This is a genomic window from Mesorhizobium comanense (assembly GCF_005503535.1).
Classification (GTDB): Bacteria; Pseudomonadota; Alphaproteobacteria; order Rhizobiales; family Rhizobiaceae; genus Mesorhizobium; species Mesorhizobium comanense.
Genome location: NZ_SCNN01000006.1, coordinates 57,109 through 79,973, shown reverse-complemented (window position 1 = coordinate 79,973; position 22,865 = coordinate 57,109). Strand labels below are relative to the sequence as shown.

General features: G+C 65.2%; 19 protein-coding genes. 10 read left to right on the top strand and 9 right to left on the bottom strand.

Features of this window, described 5'->3' with window-relative positions:
- Positions 1–22: 22 nt before the first annotated feature.
- The 3 genes from FFS37_RS12720 to FFS37_RS12710 all read left to right on the top strand — a co-directional run bounded on the left by FFS37_RS12720 (position 23) and on the right by FFS37_RS12710 (position 4,335).
- Entirely contained in the window at positions 23–2,398 is a 2,376-nt protein-coding gene (locus FFS37_RS12720; protein WP_137931308.1) for an aldehyde dehydrogenase family protein, read from the top strand.
- 185 nt (positions 2,399–2,583) lie between these two features.
- Complete coding sequence (locus FFS37_RS12715) at positions 2,584–3,315, top strand: SDR family oxidoreductase (RefSeq protein WP_137931307.1); 732 nt, start codon at positions 2,584–2,586, stop codon at positions 3,313–3,315.
- A gap of 174 nt (positions 3,316–3,489) precedes the next feature.
- Positions 3,490–4,335 (top strand): fumarylacetoacetate hydrolase family protein, encoded by an 846-nt coding sequence (locus tag FFS37_RS12710; protein ID WP_137931306.1) that lies wholly within the window; start codon positions 3,490–3,492, stop codon positions 4,333–4,335.
- Positions 4,336–4,504: 169 nt separating this feature from the next.
- On the opposite strand, the gene FFS37_RS12705 is transcribed toward FFS37_RS12710, so the two are convergent.
- From FFS37_RS12705 to FFS37_RS12680, 6 genes are all read right to left on the bottom strand, one after another.
- Positions 4,505–5,503: an ABC transporter ATP-binding protein gene (locus FFS37_RS12705; protein WP_137931305.1), complete on the bottom strand. Its 999-nt coding sequence runs from the start codon at positions 5,501–5,503 to the stop codon at positions 4,505–4,507.
- 15 nt (positions 5,504–5,518) lie between these two features.
- Complete coding sequence (locus tag FFS37_RS12700) at positions 5,519–6,577, bottom strand: Gfo/Idh/MocA family protein (RefSeq protein WP_137931304.1); 1,059 nt, start codon at positions 6,575–6,577, stop codon at positions 5,519–5,521.
- A 250-nt stretch (positions 6,578–6,827) separates the two neighbouring features.
- Entirely contained in the window at positions 6,828–7,667 is an 840-nt protein-coding gene (locus tag FFS37_RS12695; protein ID WP_137931303.1) for a carbohydrate ABC transporter permease, read from the bottom strand.
- A gap of 10 nt (positions 7,668–7,677) precedes the next feature.
- Complete coding sequence (locus FFS37_RS12690) at positions 7,678–8,607, bottom strand: carbohydrate ABC transporter permease (RefSeq protein ID WP_137931302.1); 930 nt, start codon at positions 8,605–8,607, stop codon at positions 7,678–7,680.
- Positions 8,608–8,853: 246 nt separating this feature from the next.
- On the bottom strand, positions 8,854–10,113 hold the full coding sequence (locus tag FFS37_RS12685) for an ABC transporter substrate-binding protein (protein ID WP_137931301.1): 1,260 nt from the start codon (positions 10,111–10,113) through the stop codon (positions 8,854–8,856).
- Positions 10,114–10,229: 116 nt separating this feature from the next.
- Complete coding sequence (locus FFS37_RS12680) at positions 10,230–11,180, bottom strand: N-acetylmuramic acid 6-phosphate etherase (protein ID WP_137931300.1); 951 nt, start codon at positions 11,178–11,180, stop codon at positions 10,230–10,232.
- Positions 11,181–11,378: 198 nt separating this feature from the next.
- Here FFS37_RS12680 and FFS37_RS12675 point away from each other — a divergent pair, with 198 nt between their 5' ends.
- The 7 genes from FFS37_RS12675 to FFS37_RS12645 all read left to right on the top strand — a co-directional run bounded on the left by FFS37_RS12675 (position 11,379) and on the right by FFS37_RS12645 (position 19,146).
- Positions 11,379–12,260 carry an N-acetylglucosamine kinase gene (locus FFS37_RS12675; RefSeq protein WP_137931299.1) on the top strand — a complete coding sequence of 294 codons (882 nt, stop codon included), beginning with the start codon at positions 11,379–11,381 and terminating at the stop codon, positions 12,258–12,260.
- Positions 12,257–13,039: a GntR family transcriptional regulator gene (locus tag FFS37_RS12670; protein ID WP_137931298.1), complete on the top strand. Its 783-nt coding sequence runs from the start codon at positions 12,257–12,259 to the stop codon at positions 13,037–13,039. Before FFS37_RS12675 ends, FFS37_RS12670 begins: the two co-directional genes overlap by 4 nt.
- Entirely contained in the window at positions 13,036–14,070 is a 1,035-nt protein-coding gene (locus FFS37_RS12665; RefSeq protein WP_137931297.1) for an SIS domain-containing protein, read from the top strand. The genes FFS37_RS12670 and FFS37_RS12665 overlap by 4 nt, the downstream gene beginning before the upstream one ends.
- Entirely contained in the window at positions 14,067–15,233 is a 1,167-nt protein-coding gene (nagA, locus tag FFS37_RS12660) for an N-acetylglucosamine-6-phosphate deacetylase (RefSeq protein ID WP_137931296.1), read from the top strand. The genes FFS37_RS12665 and nagA overlap by 4 nt, the downstream gene beginning before the upstream one ends.
- Positions 15,234–15,316: 83 nt before the next feature.
- Positions 15,317–15,691 carry a VOC family protein gene (locus tag FFS37_RS12655; RefSeq protein WP_137931295.1) on the top strand — a complete coding sequence of 125 codons (375 nt, stop codon included), beginning with the start codon at positions 15,317–15,319 and terminating at the stop codon, positions 15,689–15,691.
- 178 nt (positions 15,692–15,869) lie between these two features.
- Positions 15,870–16,982 (top strand): NAD(P)/FAD-dependent oxidoreductase, encoded by a 1,113-nt coding sequence (locus FFS37_RS12650; protein WP_137931294.1) that lies wholly within the window; start codon positions 15,870–15,872, stop codon positions 16,980–16,982.
- Positions 16,983–17,067: 85 nt separating this feature from the next.
- On the top strand, positions 17,068–19,146 hold the full coding sequence (locus FFS37_RS12645; RefSeq protein WP_137931293.1) for an ABC transporter ATP-binding protein/permease: 2,079 nt from the start codon (positions 17,068–17,070) through the stop codon (positions 19,144–19,146).
- 14 nt (positions 19,147–19,160) lie between these two features.
- On the opposite strand, the gene FFS37_RS12640 is transcribed toward FFS37_RS12645, so the two are convergent.
- The 3 genes from FFS37_RS12640 to rpe form a co-directional block, all read right to left on the bottom strand.
- The gene (locus FFS37_RS12640; protein WP_137931292.1) at positions 19,161–20,675 is read right to left on the bottom strand and encodes a malonate--CoA ligase; all 1,515 of its coding nucleotides are present in this window, start codon (positions 20,673–20,675) and stop codon (positions 19,161–19,163) included.
- Positions 20,676–20,855: 180 nt separating this feature from the next.
- A complete protein-coding gene (locus FFS37_RS12635; protein WP_137931291.1) occupies positions 20,856–21,605 on the bottom strand; it encodes a GntR family transcriptional regulator in 750 nt (249 codons plus the stop codon).
- A 412-nt stretch (positions 21,606–22,017) separates the two neighbouring features.
- The gene (gene rpe, locus FFS37_RS12630) at positions 22,018–22,695 is read right to left on the bottom strand and encodes a ribulose-phosphate 3-epimerase (protein ID WP_137931290.1); all 678 of its coding nucleotides are present in this window, start codon (positions 22,693–22,695) and stop codon (positions 22,018–22,020) included.
- Positions 22,696–22,865: the final 170 nt, after the last annotated feature.

Genomic DNA, 22,865 nt, shown 5'->3' with positions numbered 1-22,865 from the left:
TCTCCCTCGGGAGGAGCATCCCATGAACATCCTCGACCGCTATCATGCCATGGAATACGGCCCGGCGCCGGAAGCCCGCAACGAGGCCGACGCCTGGCTGGCGGGGCGCGATTTCTCCAAGGCGCTGTTCATCGATGGCGCCTGGAAGGCAGCGGCAAGCGGCAAGACGTTCGAGACCAGCGAGCCGTCTTCTGGAAAGCTGCTGGCCAAGGTCTCCGACGCCTCGGCCGCCGACATTGACGCGGCAGTCGCCGCCGCCAACAAGGCGCTGCCGAAATGGTCGGCCGCCTCCGGTTACCAGCGTGCCAAAGTGCTTTACGCCATCGGCCGCGCCATGCAGCGCCACCAGCGCCTGTTCGCGGTGCTGGAGACGATCGACAATGGCAAGCCGATCCGCGAGAGCCGCGACATCGACGTGCCGCTGGCGATCCGCCATTTCATCCACCATGCCGGCTGGGCGCAGACGCTCGATAAGGATTTTCCGGATCACAAGCCGGTCGGTGTCGTCGGCCAGGTCATCCCGTGGAATTTTCCGCTGCTGATGCTGGCCTGGAAGATCGCGCCTGCCCTTGCAGCCGGCTGCACGGTGGTGCTGAAGCCGGCCGAATTCACGCCGCTGACATCGATCCTGTTCGCGGAAATCTGCGAACGCGCCGGTGTGCCCAAAGGCGTCGTCAACATCGTGCAGGGCGGCCCGGAAGCGGGCGCGGCCATCGTCAACCATCCCGGCATCCAGAAGATCGCCTTCACCGGTTCTTCGGAAGTCGGCAAGATCATCCGCAAGGCGACTGCCGGATCGGGTAAGAAACTGTCGCTGGAGCTTGGCGGCAAGTCGGCCTTCATCGTCTTCGAAGACGCCGACCTCGACAGCGCCGTCGAGGGGCTGGTCGACGGCATCTGGTTCAACCAGGGACAGGTCTGCTGCGCCGGCTCGCGGCTCCTGGTGCAGGAGGGCATCGCGGACGCCCTCATCGCCAAGGTCAAGGTCAGGATGAGCCGCCTGCGCGTCGGCAGCCCGCTCGACAAGAACACCGATATCGGCCCGCTGGTCGACCGCACCCAGCTCGACCGCGTCAAGGGACTGGTGGCCGAGGGCGCGAAACAAGGCGCGGTGTGCTGGCAGCCGGATGCGGCGCTGCCTTCTTCCGGCTATTACCATCTGCCGACGCTGGCTACCGGCGTTTCGCCGGCTAACATCCTTGCGCAGGAAGAGGTTTTCGGCCCGGTTCTGGCGACCATGACCTTCCGCAACACGGAAGAGGCGATCGAACTTGCCAACAACACACGCTACGGGCTGGCGGCCTCGGTGTGGAGCGAGAACGTCAACCTCGCCTTGCATGTCGCGCCGCAACTGAAAGCCGGCGTCGTGTGGGTCAACGGCACCAACATGTTCGATGCCGCCTGCGGCTTCGGCGGCTACCGCGAGAGCGGCTTCGGCCGGGAAGGCGGGCGCGAAGGCATGTTCGAATATCTCGCCGCCAAGCTGCCGCTCGGGCCCGTCATCAAGCCGGCCGCGGCTGGCTCGGCCCAGCCGGTCGAGCAGGCCGACGGCGTGGCGATCGACCGCACGGCAAAGCTGTTCATCGGCGGCAAGCAGGTACGGCCGGACGGCAATTATTCGCTGGGCATCGCCACCGCCAAGGGCAAGCTGGCCGGCGAAGTCGGGCTCGGGAGCCGCAAGGACATACGCGACGCCGTTTCGGCGGCCCGCGCCTGCAGGGCCTGGCCGGAGGCGACGGCCTACAACCGCTCGCAGGTGCTTTATTACCTGGCCGAGAACCTTTCGGGCCGTGCGGACGAATTCGCCGCGCGCCTCGTCCAGCTCACGGGCACCCCGGCCAAGGCAGCGCGGGAAGAAGTCGAGCAGTCGATCGAGCGGCTGTTCCTCTATGCCGGACTTGCCGACAAGTTCGAGGGCCGCGTGCACCAGCCGCCGGCGCGTGCCGTCACGCTGGCGCTGCATGAGCCGGTCGGCGTGCTGGGCATCGTCGCGCCGGACAACAATCCGCTGCTCGGCTTCATCTCGCTGGTCGCGCCGGCGCTGGCCATGGGCAATACGGTGGTCGCCGTTCCCTCGGAGCGCCATCCGCTGCTGGCCACCGATCTCTATCAGGTGATCGAGTATTCCGATGTGCCGGCCGGCGCCATCAACATCGTCACCGGCCGCACGGCGGAGCTTGCCGGCGTGCTGGCCAAGCATGACGATGTCGACGGGCTCTGGCTTTTCGCGGACGCCGAGACCTGCGCCAAGGCGGAGGCCGAGTCCATCGGCAACCTCAAGCGCGTCTGGAGCGGTCATGGCCGCAGCCTGGAGTGGGCGTCGGAGGAAGCCGCCGGCGAGGCCGTGCTGCGCCGGGCGGTCGAGGTGAAGAACGTATGGGTGCCTTACGGCGACTGACATTTCCTGTCGCAATGGTGATCGTGTTCGGGCTTGACGCCCGGGCGCATGTTCTTTAACGAGAAAAAACATCTTTACCTGTGAAAGGATGGGGTTCCAGGAGGCATCGTGTCGCCTGACTGGCCCATGACGCTGACGCAGGGTAACGATAGAGATATTTTGACGCGAGCAGGTGAGGAGAAGACATGGCGGATCTGGCAGGCAAGGTCGTTGTCGTCACGGCGGCGGCGCAAGGCATCGGCAAGGCAAGCGCACTGGCCTTCGCCAAGGCGGGCGCCGTGGTCCACGCCACCGACATCAATGAAGCGCTCCTGGCCGAGCTCGCCAAGACGTCCGATATCAAGACCCGCAAGCTGGACGTGCTGAACGACGAAGCGGTGAATGCCGCGTTTGCCGCGATCGGCCGCGTCGATGTGCTGTTCAACTGCGCGGGCTTCGTCCATGCCGGCTCGATCCTGGAGATGAAGGACGCGGACCTCGATTTCGCGCTGAACCTCAATGTCCGCGCCATGGTGCGCACCATCAGGGCGGTGCTGCCCGGCATGCTGGAGCGCGGCGACGGCTCGATCATCAACATGGCCTCGCTGGCGAGCTCGCAGAAGGGCGTGCCGAACCGGTTCGCCTATGGCGTCTCCAAGGCGGCCGTCATCGGCCTGACCAAGGCGATCGCGGCGGACTATGTCGGCAAGGGCATACGCTGCAACGCCATCTGCCCCGGCACGGTCGAGAGCCCGTCGTTGCAGGACCGCATGCATGCGCAAGGCGACTACGAAGCCGCCCGCGCCGCCTTCATCGCGCGCCAGCCGATGGGCCGGCTCGGCACGGCAGAAGAGATCGCCGACCTTGCCGTCTATCTGGCCGGCGCCACCTACACATCCGGGCAGGCCTATAATATCGACGGCGGCTGGTCGATCTGAACGAGGCCGTGTGCCGGGAGATCGAGAAGTCTGAAAATCCGGGCCGCCGATCCGTCTATCGCCGCGCTTGCGCTTGCCGGGAATGCGGCCGGTGGGTACGGTCCGCCCGGGCCGGTCGCGCCGGTGGAGAGTTTTGCTAAAGGCCGATAGGCCGCAAACAGGAGAAGGATCTAGATGAAACTGCTGCGCTATGGCGAGGTGGGGAGCGAACGTCCCGGCCTGCTCGATGCGGATGGGACGATCCGCGACCTCTCCGCCCATGTCGCCGACATTGCCGGCACGGTGCTGCATCCGGCCTCGCTGGAAATGCTGGGCAAGCTCGATCCGAAATCGCTGCCGGCGGTTGCCGGCAAGCCTCGCCTCGGCCCCTGCGTTGCCGGCACGGGAAAATTCATCTGCATCGGCCTCAACTATTCCGACCATGCCGCCGAAACCGGCGCCACCGTGCCGCCGGAACCGATCATCTTCATGAAGGCAAGCTCGGCCATTGTCGGGCCTGACGACGACGTGCTGATCCCGCGTGGTTCGGAAAAGACCGACTGGGAAGTCGAACTCGCCGTGGTGATCGGCAAGACGGCGAAATATGTCAGCGAGGCCGACGCGCTCGACTATGTCGCCGGCTATGCCGTCGCGCATGACGTGTCCGAGCGCGCCTTCCAGGCCGAGCGCCAGGGCCAGTGGACGAAGGGCAAGAGCTGCGACACGTTCGGCCCGACAGGCCCGTGGCTGGTTACCAAGGACGAGATATCAGACCCGCAGAACCTCAAGATGTGGCTGACCGTCAACGGCAAGACCATGCAGAACGGCTCGACCAAGACCATGGTCTACGGCGTTGCGTTCCTCGTTTCCTATCTCAGCCAGTTCATGTCGCTGCATCCCGGCGACATCATCTCGACGGGCACACCGCCCGGCGTCGGCCTCGGCATGAAGCCGCCGGTGTTCCTGAAGGCAGGCGACGTGGTGGAGCTCGGCATCGAAGGGCTCGGCCAGCAGAAGCAGACGTTCAAGGCCGACGTGTAAGCGCGGCAGTTCTTCCCTTCTCCCCTTGTGGGAGAAGGTGTCGCCGAAGGCGACGGATGAGGGGTGTTCCAGCGGAGTGAGACGTAGGCGTTCCCTGGAACACCCCTCATCCGTCTTGCCGCTTCGCGGCAATCCACCTTCCCCCACAAGGGGGGAAGGGAGGTAGTCCCTACTTCAGCACCTTCCCATCCGCGCCAAACCGATAGGTCTTCGCCGGATCGGGTGTCGCATAAAGCGTCGCGCCGGGTTCCGCGTCGTACACCCCGAAAATCCGCACGGTGATCAGCCCGGCCTTTTCGCAGTCGAGATAGAGGTTGGTGTCGGCGCCGAGATGCTCGGCATGCACCACCGTGCCTTTCCAGGCGCCCGATTTCGGGTCGACCGTCAGATGCTCCGGCCGCACGCCGATGGTCTTGGCGGTTTCGCCCAGACGCGCACCATCGATGAAGTTCATCTTGGGCGAGCCTATGAAGCCGGCGACGAACTCGTTTGCCGGCGAATTGTAGAGTTCCATCGGGCCGCCGATCTGCTCGATCTTGCCGGCGTTGAGCACCACGATCTTGTCGGCCAGCGTCATCGCCTCGACCTGGTCGTGGGTGACGTAGATCATCGTTGCCTTCAGCCGGCGGTGGAGCTGCGCGATCTCCAGCCGCGTGTTGACGCGCAATGCCGCGTCGAGGTTGGAGAGCGGCTCGTCGAACAGGAAAAGCTTGGGCTCGCGCACGACGGCGCGGCCGATGGCGACGCGCTGGCGCTGGCCGCCGGAAAGTTCTGCCGGGCGGCGCTCCAGATAGGGTTCCAGCGACAGCATGGACGAGGCGATGCCGATGCGGCGGTCGATCTCGGCCGCCGGCGTGCCGGCCTGCTTCAGCCCGAGACCCATATTGTTCTTCACCGTCAGATGCGGGTAGAGCGCATAGGTCTGGAACACCATGGCGATGCCGCGTTTGGCCGGCGGCGTGACGGAAACATCCTCGCCGTCGATCAGCACCCTGCCGGAGGTCGAATCCTCCAGCCCGGCGATGACGCGGAGCAGGGTCGACTTGCCGCAGCCCGAAGGGCCGACGAAGACGACGAATTCGCCGTCGGTCACTTCGAGGTCGATGCCCTTCAGCACCTCGACCGGCCCGAAGGCCTTCTTCACATTCTCGATCTTCAGCGAGCCCACGGCGTCGTTCCTGTTCTAGAGTTTCACGGCGGCGCCGCTGCGCACGCTTTCGTCGGCGGCCAGGCAGACGGCGAGCGACTTCACCGCGTCGTCCATGTGTTTGGTGAGATCCAGATCCTCGCGGATCGCCTTCAGCACGAAGGCCTGTTCGAGATCGCAGAGATCCTGGTGGCCGGGCTCGCCTGCCATAGACAGCATTTCATCCTGCTTGACGAACTTGCCGTCCGGCCCGGTTTCAGCGCTGTGCAGGCGGATGGTCGAGGTCTTGGTGTGGGTGTCGATGTCGTCGGACTTCACGCCTTCCTTCATGACGATCGAGACGCAGCCTTTCGGCGAGATGACATCCTTCACGAAAAAGGCTGTTTCCGAAATCATCGGCCCCCAGCCGGCCTCGTACCAGCCGACCGATCCGTCATCGAACAGCACCTGCAGATGGCCGTAATTGTACATGGAGGGTGCGACCTCGTCGGTCAGGCGAACGCCCATGCCGCGCACCTCGACCGGCCGGGCGTCGGTGATCTGCAGCATGACGTCGAGATAGTGCACGCCGCAATCGACGATCGGCGAGGTCGTCTGCATCAGCTGCTTGTGCGTCTCCCATGTATGACCTGACGATTGCTGGTTGAGGTTCATGCGGAAGACGTAGGGGCCGCCGAGCTTGCGCGCCTCGGCGATCAGACGGATCCAGGACGGGTGATGGCGCAGGATGTAACCGATCACCAGCTTCCTGCCGTTTGCCTTGGCGGCCGCGACGACGCGTTTGGCGTCGGCCACCGTCGTCGCCAGCGGCTTTTCGACGAAGACGTGGCAGCCGGCCTCGAAGGCCCTCACCGCATAGTCGGCATGGCTGTCGGAATAGGTGGCGATGCAGGCGACATCGGGTTTTTCCTCGCGCAGAGCATCGTCGAAGGAACGCCTGATGCCATATCCGGACAGCCCTTCCGGCAACGGAACATCGGACCGGTTGACCAGCGCGGCGATCTCGAAGCCGGGGTTGGTGTGATAGGCCAGCGCGTGGCTGCGCCCCATATTTCCAAGGCCGGCGACGACGACGCGAAGGGGTTGAGAGTTCACCTGGCTACTCCAGCTATTCCAGTTGTTCCTTCTGGGAGGGTGTCACCCCACCCGGCGCTTCGCGCCGACCTCCCCATCGAGGGGAGGTAGGGCGTCGGCGCGAACGCCCCCAGTGCCAACAAAGCTTCTCGGAAAAGCGTTCCTTGACGGTCGTAAGTGGAGCCGCGACCCTCTACCTCCCCTTGATGGGGAGGTCGGCGCGCAGCGCCGGGTGGGGTGAAGGCGCCGACAGAGATTTGTAGAGCTCCGCTCACTTGACGGCTCCGGAAGTGATGCCGCGGATCAGCTGCCGCGAGAAGATGACGTAGAGGATGAGCACCGGCAGGATCGCCAGCGAGAGCGCCGCAAGGATCGCATTCCAGTTGGTGACGAACTGGCCAAGGAAGAGCTGCGCGCCGAGCGTCACCGTCTTGGTCTCCTCCGACGGCGCCAGGATCAGCGGGAACCAGAGGTCGTTCCAGATCGGGATCATGGTGAAGACGGCGACCGTCGCCATCGACGGGCGCACCAGGGGCAGCACCAGCCGGAAGAAGATCGTGTATTCCGACAGCCCGTCGATGCGCCCGGCGTTCTTCAGGTCGTCGGACACCTGCTTCATGAATTCAGAAAGGATGAAGACGGCGAGCGGCAGGCCTTGCGCGGTGTAGACCAGGATCAGCGCGGTCAGCGTGTTGACGAGACCGCTTGCCACCATCAATTGCAGGATGGCGACGGTGGCGAGGCGGATCGGGATCATGATGCCGAGCGCCAGATAAAGGCCCATCAGCGTGTTGCCGCGGAAGCGGTATTCCGACAGCGCGAAGGCGGCCATGGCGCCGAACAAAAGCACGAAGAACAGCGAGCCGACGGTGACCACGAGGCTGTTCTGGAAGTAGTGGAAGAAGTCGCCCTGGCCGATCACCGTGGTGTAGCCGATCAGGTCGAAGGTCTTCGGTGTCGGCGGCGTCAGCGGCTCGCTGAAGATACCGGCGCGGGATTTAAACGAGTTCATGATCACCAGGATCACCGGGAACAGCGCGATCGCCGTATAGGTCAGGAGGATCGCGTGGGCGCCGATGGTGCGGGGAAGCGATCGGGTGGCGGTGCTCATCGCTTGCTCCTCAGAACTGATAGCGACGCAGGCGCGTCTGGATGAGGAACAGGTAGACGCAGACGCCGCCGAGGATGATCAGGAACATGATCGTGGCGATGGTCGCGCCCATATTGGGGTCGCCGACCTGCAGCTGGAAGCCGAAGAAGGCGCGGTAGAGGAAGGTGCCCAATATGTCGGTCGAATAGTTCGGCCCGGCGAGCGCGCCCTGCGCCGTGTAGATCAGGTCGAAGGCGTTGAAATTGCCGACGAAGGTGAGGATCGAGATGATGCCGATCGACGGCAGGATCAGCGGCAGCTTGATCTTCCAGAACTGCGACATACCCGTGATGCCGTCGCACTCGGCCGCCTCGATCACCTCGTCCGGGATCGACAGCAAGGCGGCATAGATCAGCATCATCGGAATGCCGATGAACTGCCAGACCGAGACCAGGCTGAGTGCGGTCAGCGCGTACTGCTCCTTGCCCAGCCAGGGCGTGAACAGGCTTTTCAGGCCGACGAAGTCGAGCAGATGCGGCGCCACGCCCCAGAGCGGCGACAGGATCAGCTTCCAGGCGAAGCCGACGATGACGAAGGACAGGATGGTCGGCACGAAGATCGCCGTGCGGTAAAAGGCTGAGAACCGGAGCTTCGGGCTGGACAGCAGCGCCGCCAGCAGCACACCGATCGGATTCTGCACCAGCATGTGGATGATGAAGAACCAGACATTGTTACGCAGCGCGTTCCAGAAGTTCACCGACCAGTTTGGATCGCCGAACAGGGTGCGAAAATTGCCCAGCCCGACGAAGACTTGGTGCTGGTCGATGTTGCGGAACAGAGAAAGCTGCAATGTGCCGGCCAGCGGCAGGATCATGATCGCCGTGTAGACGAGCACCGCCGGCGCCAGGAAGATGGCGATGTGCCAGCGAAACGGTCTTTTCGGTCTGATATCTGCGGCCATGAGTTCGGTCCCCGCCGTCTCTCGGTTCCAATGGGTGATGATGCCAGTTGATGCCTCGAAGCATGGCCGAGCGTTCCTGCTGTTGACGGCAAGAACAAAGGCCTGCGACCGGTCAGCCAGCCTTCCCGGGAACAAGGGTAAGGCCGTGAGGCGGTGCCGACAATCGCTATCTGAGCAGTTGCTGTTTCAAAGAGCCGGTCCGAAGCCGGCCAGGCATGGGCCCGGCCGGCTTCGTTGCCTGAGTTCTTACTTGGCCGGGTGATACCAGCTGTCGAGACCGGTCTGCAGCTTCTTGGCCGCGGCCTCGGGCGTGTCGGTGCCGTTGATGACGTTGGCCGATTCAACCCAGGTCTCGTTTTCGAGGTTCGGCGTGCCGCGCGACAGGATCTGATAGGTCGAGCGGATCGTCGACTTGCACTTGCCGCGCCAGGAGACGAATTCCTGCGCCAGCGGGTCCGCCATCTTCACCGGCGCGGAGTTCAGGCTGAAGAAGCCCGGCAGCGCGTTGGCGTAGATGGTGGCGAAGTCGGCCGAGGCTACCCAGGACAGGAAGGTCTTGGCCGCGTCGGCATGCTTGGAGGCCGCGTTCAGGCCCATGCCGATGTCGGTGTGGTCCGAGATGTAGCAGGTGTCGCCCGCCTTCTCGACCGGCGGCGGGAAGGCGCCCATCTTGAACTGGGCCTGGGTGTTGAACAGGCCGATCTCCCACGAGCCGGCCGGATAGATGGCGGCGCGGCCGAGCGTGAACAGGTTCTGGCTGTCCGGGTAGGTCTGGGCTTCGAAGCCGTCGCCGAGATAGGGCTTCCACTTGGCCAGTTCCTCATAGGGAGCGACCCAGTCCTTGTCGGTCAGCTTCTGCTCGCCCTTGATCAGGGCGGCGCGGCCGTCCTCGCCCTTCCAGTAGTTGGGGCCGATGTTCTGATAGCCCATGGTCGCGGCTTCCCAGAGATCCTTGGTGCCCATGGCCATGGGGATGTACGTGCCATCGGCCTTGATCTTGTCGAGCGCGGCGAAGAACTCGTCGCGGGTCTCCGGCACCTTGATGCCGAGCTTGTCGAAGGCGTCCTTGTTGTAGATGAAGCCGTGGATGACGGACGCCATCGGCACGCAGAAGCTCGACTTGCCGTCATCGGTCTGCCAGGCGGACTTGGCGACCGGCGAGAAATTCTCCATGCCGGGCAGCGAGGAGAGATCGGCGAGGTTGCCCTTCTTGAACAGTTCGAGCGACTTGTCGAAGGGGCGGCAGGTGATCAGGTCGCCCGCCGAGCCGGCGGCGAGCTTGGCGCCGAGGGCCGCGTCATATTCGGTCGGAGCCGATGGCGCGAACACCACCTTGATGCCCGGATTCTTGGCTTCGAAGGCCGGGATCAGCTTGTCCTTCCAGATGGACAGGTCGTCGCCGCGCCAGCTCTCGATGTTGAGCGTTACGTCCTCGGCGTAGGCCACCCCGGCGGTGCCGAGGATGCTGGTGCCCAGAAGCAGTGCCGTCAGAAGTTTGGTTTTCATGCTCAGTCTCCCTGTTGACCTTTTTCAGGTTCGGTTTTGATGAGAACAGAGGCTTTTGACCCTTGCTCCCCTCGCAAGCCCGTTTCACCCCGATGGAAATCGGGATCAAACAGGCCCTACTTCTTTGTTCGGGCATGATCTTTTCCGAAAAGCGGGTTCCACTTTTCGGGATCATGCCCCAGCGCCGAAAGCGCCGGCCGCAGCCTTTGGCCTGCTCCTTCCAGCAGTTTCTCGGCCGCATCGGCGGTATCCACGCCGGCGGCAAGCAGAATGGCGGTCTTGACCGCGCCGCCCGTCTTCTCGAGCAGACGAGCCGCGTCGTCCGTGCTGCGGCCGCTGACGGCCGCGACGATGCGCGCCGCGCGGTCGCGCAGCTTGATGTTGTCGGCCGTGAGGTTGACCATGTAGCCGTCATGGACATGGCCCAGATGCACGGCGGTGAGCGTCGACAGCATGTTGAGCGCGATCTTCTGCGCGGTGCCGGCGCCCATGCGCGTCGAACCGGCGATCACTTCCGGCGGCGTTTCGAGCAGGATGGCGGTGCCTGCCCTGTCGAGCAGGGCCGTGTTGCCGTTGTTGGCAATGCCGATGGTGGCGGCGCCGCGGCGGGCGGCCTCTTCCATGGCGCGCACCGCGTATGGCGTCGTGCCGCTGGCCGAGATGGCGATCAGGCAATCGCCGGGGCCGATGCCGGCATTGGCGACAGCCGTCGCCGCTTCCTCGGTATCGTCTTCCGGGCCGCCGGCCAGCGTCTTGAAAGCCTCGTCGCCGCCGGCGATCAGGATGGCGATGCGGTCGCGCCGGATGCCGAACGTGCCCGGCAGTTCCAGCGCGTCGGCCAGCGCCATCAGACCCGAACTGCCGGCGGCCGCATAGGCGAGCTTGCCGCCATCGGCCAGCCGGCCGGCAATGATTTCGGCTGCCCTGGCGATCGACGGAATGGCGTTGCGGACGACCTTGGCGGCCTCGACCTGCGCATCGGCGAGCGACGCAAGGATGATTTCCGGGGCCTGGATGTCCAGACCCTCGGCATTCCTGTGCAGCGCTTCGGTGCGCGTTTCCGCCATCCCTGTTCCTCCGATGCGGGAACAATACCAAAAAAATACCACTTGTCCACATGCATTAACGAATTCGAGGATCGGAAATCGCTGAGCCGGCGAAATGTGCAAGATTTTCAATAAAATATGGCTTAATCTTTTTTGAACGGAAATTAATCCTTGGCTATTGGTATTTTATTGGTATTATCCGTCCGGAGGAGAACCCGCGTGAAATTCGTGCTCGGCATCGATGGCGGCGGCACCAGCTGCAGGGCCGCCCTGGCAACGGCGGACGGCATTGTCGTCGGCCGCGCCAAAAGCGGCGCCGCCAACATCCGCACCGATCTTACAGGCGCCCGCTCCAACATTGTCGAGGCCGCGCGCCAGGCCTTCGTCGCCGCCGGCCAGGACGCCGGGCTCATTCCGCAGACCCCGGCCATTCTCGGCCTTGCCGGCGCCAATGTCGGCACCTATCGCCAGCAGCTGGAAGCGATCCTGCCGTTCAGCACCAGCCGTGTCGAGACCGACGCCGAGATCGCGCTCGAAGGAGCCGTCGGCTCTGGCGACGGCGCCATGGCGATCCTCGGCACTGGCACCGCCTATATGGCGCGCAGGAACGGCGTGTCGCGCGCCATCGGCGGCTGGGGGTTCCAGGTCGGCGACCAGGGCAGCGGCGCCCGCATCGGACGCGACCTGCTGGAGCAGACATTGCTTGCTCATGACGGTGTCCGCCAGGCCTCGCCGCTGACGCGCAGCATGATGGCCGTTTTCCGCGACAATCCCGAAGACGTGGTCGAGTTCACCACCAACGCCAAGCCCGGCGATTTCGGCGGCTTCGCGCCAAAAGTGTTCGAACACGCGCAAAAGGGCGACGCCGTTGCCAACTGGATTCTCGACAAGGCGGTCGCCGATGTCGAGGCTTCGCTCGGCGCGCTCGATCTGGCGGCCGATGCTCCGCTCTGCCTGCTCGGCGGGCTGGCGCCGCTCTATGCGCCGCGCCTGTCGGCGCGCTACCGCGCGCTGTTGCGCGAACCGCTCGACGACGCGCTGGGCGGTGCCGTGCAGATGGCGGCGCGTCTTTTCGCCGGCAAGACGGAGGCGGCCCGATGAGCGACGCCGCCGACCAGATCTTCGCCACGCTGAAGCAATCCGCGCAGAGCGGCGCGCCGCTCTACCTGCAGCTGAGGAAGAGCATCGAGGACGCCGTCAATCGCGGGCTGATCGGCCCGGGCGATGCACTGCCCTCCGAACGCGACATCGCCACCAAGGCGGACATTTCGCGCGTTACCGTGCGCAAGGCGGTGCAGGACCTGGTGAAGGGCGGCATCCTCGTCCAGCGCCATGGTTCGGGCACGTTCGTGGCGCCGCGCATGGAGCGCGTCGAGCAATCGCTGTCGCGGCTCACCTCCTTCACCGAGGACATGGCGCGGCGTGGCATGGCGGTGCGTTCGGCCTGGCTCGACCGCGGCCTCTACGCGCCCTCGCCCGACGAGATGATGGTGCTCGGCCTGTCGTCCAGCGAACTGGTGGCGCGCGTGGCGCGCCTGCGCATCGCCAACGACACGCCGCTGGCGATCGAGCGCGCCTCGCTGTCGGCCAGCGTGCTGCCCGACCCGGCCGGCATCGGCTCGTCGCTCTACGCGGCGCTCGGATTGACCGGCAACCGCCCGGTGCGGGCGGTGCAACGCATTTCGGCCGCCAACCTCGGCGAGACCGACGCACGCCTGCTCGAAGTGCCGCCTGGCATTGCCGGCCTGCACATCGAGCGCATCTCCTATCTGGCGAGCGGCAAGGTGATCGAATTTACCCGCTCCATCTACCGGGGCGACGCCTATGATTTCGTCGCCGAACTGCGGCTGACAGGGCCGAGCGAAGAGGGCCGACCATGATCGCGAACACCACTCACATGCAGCGCGAGATCGAGGAGATCCCTGAAGCCGTGGCGCGGCTGCTCGACGGTTCCGGCGCGGTGCTGGCGCAAGCCGGGCGCGGCATCCGCGAGCGCGACCCGCATTTCGTCGTCACCGTAGCGCGCGGCTCTTCCGACCATGCCGCCACCTTCATGAAATATGCCGTGGAACTGACGGCGGGGCTCGCCGTCGCCTCGGTCGGGCCTTCCATCGCTTCGATCTACGGCCGCAAGCTCAAGCTCGCCGGTTCGGCCTGCCTGGCTATCTCGCAGTCCGGCAAGAGCCCCGACATCGTCGCCATGGCCGAAACGGCGCGGGCCGGCGGCGCGCTGACCATCGCCGTCACCAACACCGCCGATTCGCCGCTGGCGCGCGCCTCGGACCATGCGATCGATATCCTGGCCGGGCCCGAGCGTAGCGTGGCGGCAACCAAGACCTTCATCAACTCGGCTGTCGCCGGTCTCGCTTTGATGGCGCATTCGACCGGCGACGAGGCGCTGCTGGCGGCGCTCGCCCGCCTGCCCGAACATTTCGGCAAGGCGATCGCCTGCGACTGGATGAGCGTGCTGGCCGAGACGATCGAGAAGCAGAAATCGCTGTTCATCCTTGGCCGTGGTCCGTCCGCGGCGATGGCCAACGAGGCGGCGCTGAAATTCAAGGAGACCTGCGGCATGCATGCGGAGGCCTACAGCGCGGCGGAGGTCATGCATGGGCCGCTGGCGCTGGTCGGCCCCGATTTCCCGGTGCTGGCGCTCGCCGCGCGCGACGCATCGGAACCCTCCGTGGCGGAGGCCGCCGACAGCCTGGCCGCCAAGGGCGCACCCGTTTTCGTCACCTCGGCGCTCGCCAATCGCGCCACGCGGCTGCCGCATGTCGCCACCGGCCATCCGCTGACCGATCCGCTGACGCTGATCGTTTCCTTCTACATGTTCGTCGAGGCCTTTGCCCGCCACCGCGGCCTCGACCCCGACACGCCACCCAATCTTCGCAAGGTGACGGAGACCGTATGAGCGACCGTTTTGCCCTGACTGGCGCCCGCATTTTCGACGGTGACCGCTGGCACGAAGGCCATGCCCTCGTGGTGCGCGACGGCCGCGTCGAGGCCATTGTGCCCAGCGGCGCGCTTGCCTCTGACATCCGCGCCGTCGAGACGGGCGGCGGCATGCTGGCGCCGGGCTTCGTCGACATCCAGGTCAATGGCGGCGGCGGCGTCATGCTCAACGACCATCCCGACGTCGCTTCGATCGAAACCATCTGCCGGGCGCACGTGCCGTTCGGCACGACGGCGCTGTTGCCGACGCTGATCACCGACACACCGCAGATTACCGCCGCCGCCATTGCCGCCGGCGAGGCCGCGACGCTGCAAAAGGTGCCAGGCTTCCTCGGGCTCCATCTCGAAGGCCCGCATCTGTCGGTCGCACGCAAGGGGGCGCATGACCCGGCGCTGATCCGGCCAATGACGGATGCCGACCAGGCGCTGCTGATGGAAGCGCGGCGCAAGCTGCCGGTGCTGCTCACCACGATCGCGCCGGAATCGGTCGAGCCGGCCCGGGTGGCGGCGTTGGCCAAGGCCGGCGTCGTCGTCAGCCTCGGCCATTCCGACACCGGCTATGCGACGGCCCAGGCCTTCGCCGAAGCCGGCGCCAGCGTGGTCACCCATCTGTTCAACGCGATGAGCCAGATCGGCAACCGCGAACCGGGGCTGGCGGGCGCGGCCATCGACATCGGCGCCTTGTCCGCCGGGCTGATCGCCGACGGCATCCATGTCCATCCCGCCACGATCAGGATCGCGCTGGATGCCAAGCAGGGGCCGGGTAGGATCGTGCTGGTAACCGATGCCATGGCGACGATCGGCACCGACATGACCTCCTTCACCCTCAACGGGCGCATGATCTACCGCAAGGACGGCAGCCTGCGCCTTGCCGACGGCACGCTGGCGGGCGCGGATCTCGACATGATCTCGGCCATCCGCTTCATCCACCAGGTGGTCGGTGTCGAGCTCTCCGAAGCCCTGCGCATGGCCTCACTCTATCCAGCCCAGGCGGTCGGCCAGGCACACCGGCTCGGGCGATTTGCCCACGGCACGGCGGCGGATGTCGTTGCGCTGTCGGACGGCCTCGATGTCAAGCGTGTGTGGATCGACGGCACCAGCGTTTTCCAGGCGGGCGTGTAGGCCTGGCGGCAGACGCAAGGGCGCCCCCCTTGAGCACCTGGTGCCGATGACCGACATTGCGCTTGCGGGTCGAGAGGAAGCGAATGGTCAATCACGTGCCGGAAGGCCGTCACACCGTAACGCCGCGCTTGATTGCGTCCGATGTTGCCGGGCTCGTCGAATTTATTCGCGTCGTGTTCGGCGCTCAAGGCGACCATGTACCGGACCGGCCGGTCGAGCTGAAAGTGGGCGATTCGATCATAATGGTCAGTGATGGCGGGGGACTGAGACCGTCCATGCCCGGAATGCTCTACGTCTATGTCGCCGATACCGATGCGACATTCCAATCGGCGATCAGATCGGGAGCCCGCATTATCGAACCCCCAAGCGACATGCCGTGGGGAGATCGTCGCGCAACGGTCGCCGACAATTGGGGAAACATCTGGCAGATCGCCACCTATCTCGGGGCCGGCCACTGACCCGACCGCCAGCAGTTCGACGTCCGCCCGCGGTTGTCGTTCGAAACGGGGGAAAGTCGCCGCAGCGCCGGATATCCGGATATCCGGCGTGTGATTGTTTCCGCTGGAACTGGCCGCAACCTCGTGTTGCCTGCTTGCCGGATTCGTGTGACACGATCCCGTCCCAAGGAACAAATTCATGCATGAAATCGACTGCGTTGTGGCCGGGGCGGGTGTCGTCGGGCTTGCCATCGCCAGGGCGCTTGCCTTGTCGGGTCGCGAAGTGGTGGTCATCGAGCCGGCCGATGCGATCGGCACCGTCACCAGTTCCCGCAATTCGGAAGTCATCCATGCCGGGCTCTACTACGCGCCCGGCAGCCTGAAGGCCCGGCTTTGCGTCGAAGGCCGCCGGCTTCTCTACGCCTACTGCGCGACGCACGGCATCGCCCATCGACGCACAGGCAAGCTGATCGTCGCCACGGAACCCGGCCAGAGCGACGGGCTGCGGGCGATCGAGGCCAATGCGCGACGCTGCGGCGTCGACGATCTCGAATTCCTGACGAGAAGCGAGGCGGTGAGCCTGGAGCCGGCGCTGAAATGCGCCGGGGCGCTCTTGTCGCCATCGACAGGCATTGTCGACAGCCATGCGCTGATGCTGTCGCTGCGCGGCGATGCCGAGGCGTCAGGCGCGTCCTTCGCTTTCCTGACCTCTGTCGCCGGGGCGGTGATCGAAAGCGGCGGCATCCGGATCGAGACGCGCGACGCCGATGGCGAGCGTTTTACCCTTGAAGCCGATGTGTTCGTCAACGCAGCCGGTCTCGACGCGCAGGCCGTCGCCGGCCGCATCGCAGGCTTTCCCGGGGATTTCATCCCGCGCCAGTGGCTGGCGCGCGGCAACTACTTCGCGTTGCCGGGACGGTCGCCGTTTTCGCGGCTGATCTATCCGGTTCCGGTCGAAGGCGGGCTTGGCGTCCATCTGACGCTCGACCTTGGCGGCGGCGCGCGCTTCGGCCCCGATGTCGAATGGATCGAGCAAGCGGACTATGCGGTCGATCCCGGCCGAAGCGCTGTCTTCTACGAGGCGATCCGGCGCTATTGGCCCGATCTTGCCGATGGCGCCCTGCAGCCGGCCTATGCCGGCATCAGACCGAAACTTTCAGGCCCCGGCCAGCCGGCCGCCGACTTCCTGGTGCAGGGTCCGGCGGATCATGGCGCGGGCCGGATCGTCAACCTGTTCGGCATCGAGAGCCCCGGCCTGACCGCGAGCCTGGCGATCGCCGACCATGTCGCCGAAATGCTTTACCCGCGCTGACGGGCTCGCGCGGGGCACCAGTATCGCGCATCAATATCGCGCGATGCCATGAAACCTTTCGGTTTCATGGCCGTTTTCGCTGCGCATGTCCGAGGCGAAATCCAGACCCAAACCGGCCGACGGCAGCAAGCCGCGCGGCGCCGCCAAGCCAAGTCGGGGGAAACCGCGACGGCAGCGGGCTCGCGAGCAACGATCGTCGGATGAAGCCGCGCGCGAAACAGATAAGCCCCGGAAGCCGCGCAGAAAACAGACCGACATCGTCGAGGCCGCGGCTTCCGATGCCGCCATCGAGGCTCCGCCGCCGGAAAACGCGGAACCCGATCCCGAGCTGACGGCAAAGGAAGCGGAAAAGGCGCGCAAGAAATACCTGCTGCGGCGGTTCTGGATCAGCGGCCGGGGCTACTGGGGCCGGCACGGCGACAAGCTTGCGTGGCCGCTGGCTGTCGGACTCGTGGTGCTGATCGGCGTCAATGTCGGTTTCCAGTACGGAATCAATGTGTGGAACCGCTGGATCTTCGACGCCATCGAGAAGCGTGACGCTCACACCGTCTATTTCCTGAGCGCGGTCTTCGTGCCACTGGTGCTGGGCAGCATCAGCCTCGTCGTTACCCAGGTCTATCTGCGCATGACCATGCAGCGGCGCTGGCGATCCTGGCTGACGACCTCGGTCATCGCACGCTGGCTGGCCAGCGGCCGCTACTACCAGCTCAACCTGGTGAAGGGCGACCACCAGAACCCGGAGGCCCGCCTCTCGGAGGATTTGCGGGTCGCCACCGAGTCGCCCGTCGATTTCGTCGCCGGCGTCCTATCAGCCTTCCTGTCGGCATCGACCTTCATCGTGGTGCTGTGGACCATCGGCGGAGCGCTGAGCTTCACCTTCGGCGGCTCGACCATCACGGTTCCCGGCTTTCTGGTGATCACGGCGGTCGTCTACGCCGCGGTCACCTCGACCTCGATGTTCATCATCGGCCGCGATTTCGTGCAGCTCTCCGAAGAGAAGAACCAGGCGGAAGCGGAATTCCGCTACGTGCTGACGCGCGTGCGCGAGAACGGCGAGAGCATTGCGCTTCTTGGCGGCGAGGAGGAAGAAAACGCCGGCATCGACAGGACCTTCGCCGGCGTGCTCAAGCGGTGGGCGAAGTTGACCGGCCAGCACATGCGCACGGCCCTGGTGTCGCAGGGATCGAGCCTGTTCGCGCCGGTCGTGCCGGTGCTGCTGTGCGCGCCGAAATTCCTCGACGGCTCGATGTCGCTCGGGCAGGTCATGCAGGCGGCTTCCGCCTTCGCCATCGTGCAGGGTGCCTTCGGATGGCTGGTCGACAATTATCCGCGGCTCGCCGACTGGAACGCCTCGGCGCGCCGCATCGCCTCGCTGATGATGTCGCTCGACGGGCTGGAACGGGCCGAGCAGAGCGACGAGCTCGGGCGCATCGAGCATGGCGAGACCAAGGGCGATACGATGCTCTCCCTCGACGATCTCTCCGTGACGCTCGACGACGGCACGTCCGTGGTCAAGGAAACGGAAGTGGTGGTCGAACCGGGAGAACGGGTGCTGGTGTCAGGCGAATCCGGCTCGGGCAAGTCGACGCTGGTGCGGGCGATCGCCGGCCTATGGCCGTGGGGAAGCGGCAGCGTCAATTTCCACCCCGGCAAGCGATTGTTCATGTTGCCGCAGCGGCCCTACATCCCCTCGGGCACCCTGCGCCGCGTGGTCGCCTACCCCGCGGCCGCCGACAACTGGAAGATGGATGAGATCAAGGCCACCCTCGGCAAGGTCGGCCTCGGGCACCTTGCCGGCCGGATCAAGGAGGAAGCGCCCTGGGACCAGACCCTGTCGGGCGGTGAAAAACAGCGCGTCGCCTTCGCGCGGCTTCTGCTGCACCGGCCCGACATCGTCGTGCTAGACGAGGCGACTTCGGCGCTCGACGAGAAGAGCCAGGAGCAGATGATGGGGACGGTGATCCACGAACTGCCAGGAGTGACCATCGTCAGCGTCGCGCACCGCGCCGAGCTCGAGGCCTTCCACACCCGCAAGATCACGCTCGAACGGCGCAAGGGCGGCGCGAAACTGGTTGGGGATGTCGACCTTGCGCCCCGCGGGCGCAAACGCGGGCTGCTGCAGCGCGCGCTATGGGGTTCAGGCGGCCGGACCGAGAAGACGTAAAAGGCAGGCGTCGGTCACGACCTGTAGAGATCCTTGTAGGCGTCGCGCAGCAGGTTCTTCTGCACCTTGCCCATCGTGTTGCGCGGCAGTTCCTCGACGAAAACCACCTGCTTTGGGTGCTTGTACCTGGCAACGCGCCCGGCGATGGCGCCGAGGATCTCAGCCGCGGTGATGCGCGATGCGGGCGTGCGCACGACCACGGCCGTGACGCCTTCGCCGAAATCCGGATGGGCAACGCCGATGACGGCGCTTTCCGCGACCCCGTCCAGCGCGTCGATCTCGCTTTCGAGCTCTTTCGGATAGATGTTGTAGCCGCCGGAGATGATCAGGTCCTTGCCGCGCCCGACAATGTGGACATAGCCGTCGGCGTCGATGATGCCGAGATCACCCGTGATGAAGAAGCCGTCGGCGCGGAATTCCGCACTGGTCTTTTCCGGCATGCGCCAGTAGCCGCCAAACACATTCGGGCCCCTGACCTCGATCATGCCGACCTCGCCCTGGGGGAGCGGCTTGCCATTGTCGGGGTCGGCGATGCGCAGCGATACGCCCGGCAGGGGGAAGCCGACCGTGCCGGCGCGCCGTTCGCCCTCATAGGGGTTCGACGTGTTCATGTTGGTCTCGGTCATGCCGTAGCGCTCGAGGATCGCGTGACCGGTACACTCGCGCCAGGCCTTGTGCGTCTCGGCCAGCAGCGGCGCCGAGCCGGACACGAACAGGCGGATGTTCCCTGCCGCCTCACGGTCCAGCCCGTCCTGCTGCAGCAGCCTGACGTAGAAGGTCGGCACGCCCATCAGTGTGGTGGCGCGCGGCAGCAGCGAGACGATGCGGCCGGCATCGAATTTCTGTTCGAACAGCATCGAGGCGCCGGCCATCAGGACGACGTTGGTGGCGACGAACAGGCCGTGCGTATGGAATATGGGCAGCGCGTGGATCAGCACATCGTCCGATGTGAAACGCCACTGACCGACCAGCACCCGCGCGTTCGAGGCGAGGTTCTCGTGGCTGAGCATGGCGCCTTTCGAGCGGCCGGTGGTTCCCGACGTATAAAGGATCGCGGCGAGGTCGCCGGGGCCACGCTCGACATCGTGGAAATCTGTCGCCTGCCGCGATGCCTGGTCCGTCAGCGATCCCTGGCCGTTGCGGTCGAGCGTCACCACGACGGCACCGGCCGCCTCGGCCATGTTCCCGATATCGGCCGACCTTGCGGGATCACAGACGATGACGCGCGGCTCGGCGTCGCCGAAGAAATAGCCGAGTTCGGTCAGCGTGTAGGCGGTGTTGAGCGGCAGGAAGACAGCGCCGGCGCGCACGCAGGCAAGATAGAGCAGCACCGCTTCCGGGCTCTTCTCGACCTGCACGGCAACCCGGTCGCCGGGCTCGACATCCAATTGCAGGAGCGCGTGCGCCAGCTGCGCCGACCGCGCCAGCATGTCGCCATAGGTGAGCGAGCGCCCATCATCGGTCTCCATCAAGAGACGCGCCGGCGCCGGCATGCTGGACCGGAACGCGTCGAACAGATGATTGCCCATGAAGACTTCCTGCGGTAGTGGCATTGGCGAGGCCGGCCACGCTCGTCAGGCGGCATGCTTCGACCGTGAAGACTTCGCGGCTCGCGGCCACCGCGTCAAGACCGTAAACCACGGGCAGCCAAATCCAGCCTGCCGAAAAGACGCCTGGGACAGGAAAAGGCCAGGCGGCCGAAGCCGCGTTTAACGGCGCGCGCGCTGGCCTGGAGCAGAGGAGGTGACCTTTGCGTCCTCGCCTTGCCTGAAGCGCTCCATGCACATGGCCGCCGTCAGTTCGTAGTGATCGACAAGCGCCTGCACGGCACCGTCGGCATTTCCATCCAGCGCGCACTCGGTGATGAGCCGGTGTTCGGCGAAGTCGTCGCGCTCCATGCTTTGGCGGTCATTGGCCATCTGCCGGTAGCGGTAGGCATGGTCGGAAAGCTGATCGCAGAACCCGACCAGCCAGTGCGACCGGCAGGCCGAAATCAGCGCGCGATGGAAGGTCCGGTGCAGTTTCTCCCAATCCGGATTGAGCGACGCGAGGTTCTGCGGCGAAAGACGCGAGGCGCGACCCAGGCGATGCAGCGCCAGAACCAGTTGTTCTTCCCATTCGGCGGTGCGGTGGGCGATGGATTCGCGAAGCGCCCGTTCCTCGAGCCAGCAGCGGGTGCGTGTCAGCTCCTCGAGTTCCGCCGCGCTGACCGGCATGATGAAAAAACCGCGCTGGTCGTGGCGCCCCAGAAGGCCCTCGGAGGCGAGGCGGTTGAGCGCCTCGCGAACCGGCGACGCGCCGGCGCCATACTTGGACACAACCCATTCGACACGAAGCTTGCTTTCCGTCTCGAGAACACCGCCGAGAAGATCATCGCGAAGTTGATGATAGACCGTGCTGGCAAGCGTACTCTTTGCACCCGTGCCGTCGTCGTTCAGATTGGCAGCGCCGTATGTCAAGATCGACTCCTTGTCCCCAACTCTTGTCTTGGGCAATTCGAGTCCGAAAACAGTCCCTTTCCGTACACGTACCATATAGCGCCGGCTGCCAGACCCTCAAGCACAAGATCGTGTTATTGTACTTTAGGACAAAGAAAAGTACGGCAAACCGCAGTTTGACAGCACCGCTTCGCGCGTCTCTACAACCAGTAGAAACTTAACATGTTTGGTATGCACGCAGGATCATCTGTTTCCGTATGGGCGTGCGAGCATCTTTTCTGTCGCGCGCAAAGATAACGGGCACGGCACCCGAATCAGACGCTCGGACGAGCCTGATTCGGCTGGATCCCGGCTCGCTGGACCGTCCCGGCACGACGATGCTTAGCCGGCCGTTTCTGGATGTCGGATCTGGCGACTGCGCGCACTTGCCGAATTAGCCGGCTGCCTTGTCGGCCGCTGTCCTGATCGCCTCGATGTTGGCGCGATAAGCCTCGACGCTGCCGCCCTTGAAGATGGCCGCGCCGGCCACCAGCACGTTGGCGCCTGCCGAGGTGACCAGCGGCGCGGTCTCGGGCGAAACGCCGCCGTCGATCTCGATGCGGATGGGCCGGCCGCCGATCAGCGCCTTGACCCGTCTCACCTTGTCGACAATGGCGGGAATGAAGGCCTGGCCGCCGAAACCCGGATTGACCGTCATGATCAGGATCAGGTCGAGCCGATCGAGCACATATTCGACAGCGCTTTCGGGCGTTGCCGGGTTGAGGGAGACACCGGCCTTCTTGCCGAGGTTCCTGATCGTCTGCAGCGAGCGGTCGAGATGCGGCCCGGCTTCGGCATGCACGGTCATCCCGTCGCAGCCAGCCTCGGCGAAAGCGGCAAGATAGGGATCGGCGGGCGCGATCATCAGATGGCAGTCGAAGAAGGCCTTGGTGCGGTTGCGGATCGCCTTGATGACCGGCGGGCCGAAGGTGATGTTGGGGACGAAATGACCATCCATGACGTCGAGATGGATCCAGTCGGCGCCGGCCGCGGCCACCGCCTCGACCTCGTCGCCGAGCTTCGAAAAATCCGACGCCAGCACCGATGGCGCGATCAAGGTCTTTTTGCTCATGCGAGGGCCTTTCCGGCGTGGCTTTTCATCTGGGAACGCCAACCGACTGCCTAAAGCGCTGCCGGTGACTTGTCGAGGGCGCAAGCACACCAGTTCCACAGGCCGAAACGGTGCAACGGCATCGGCCATCGTGCTGCCGACCGCTCCGTGGCCCAAGAAGAAACCCGCCG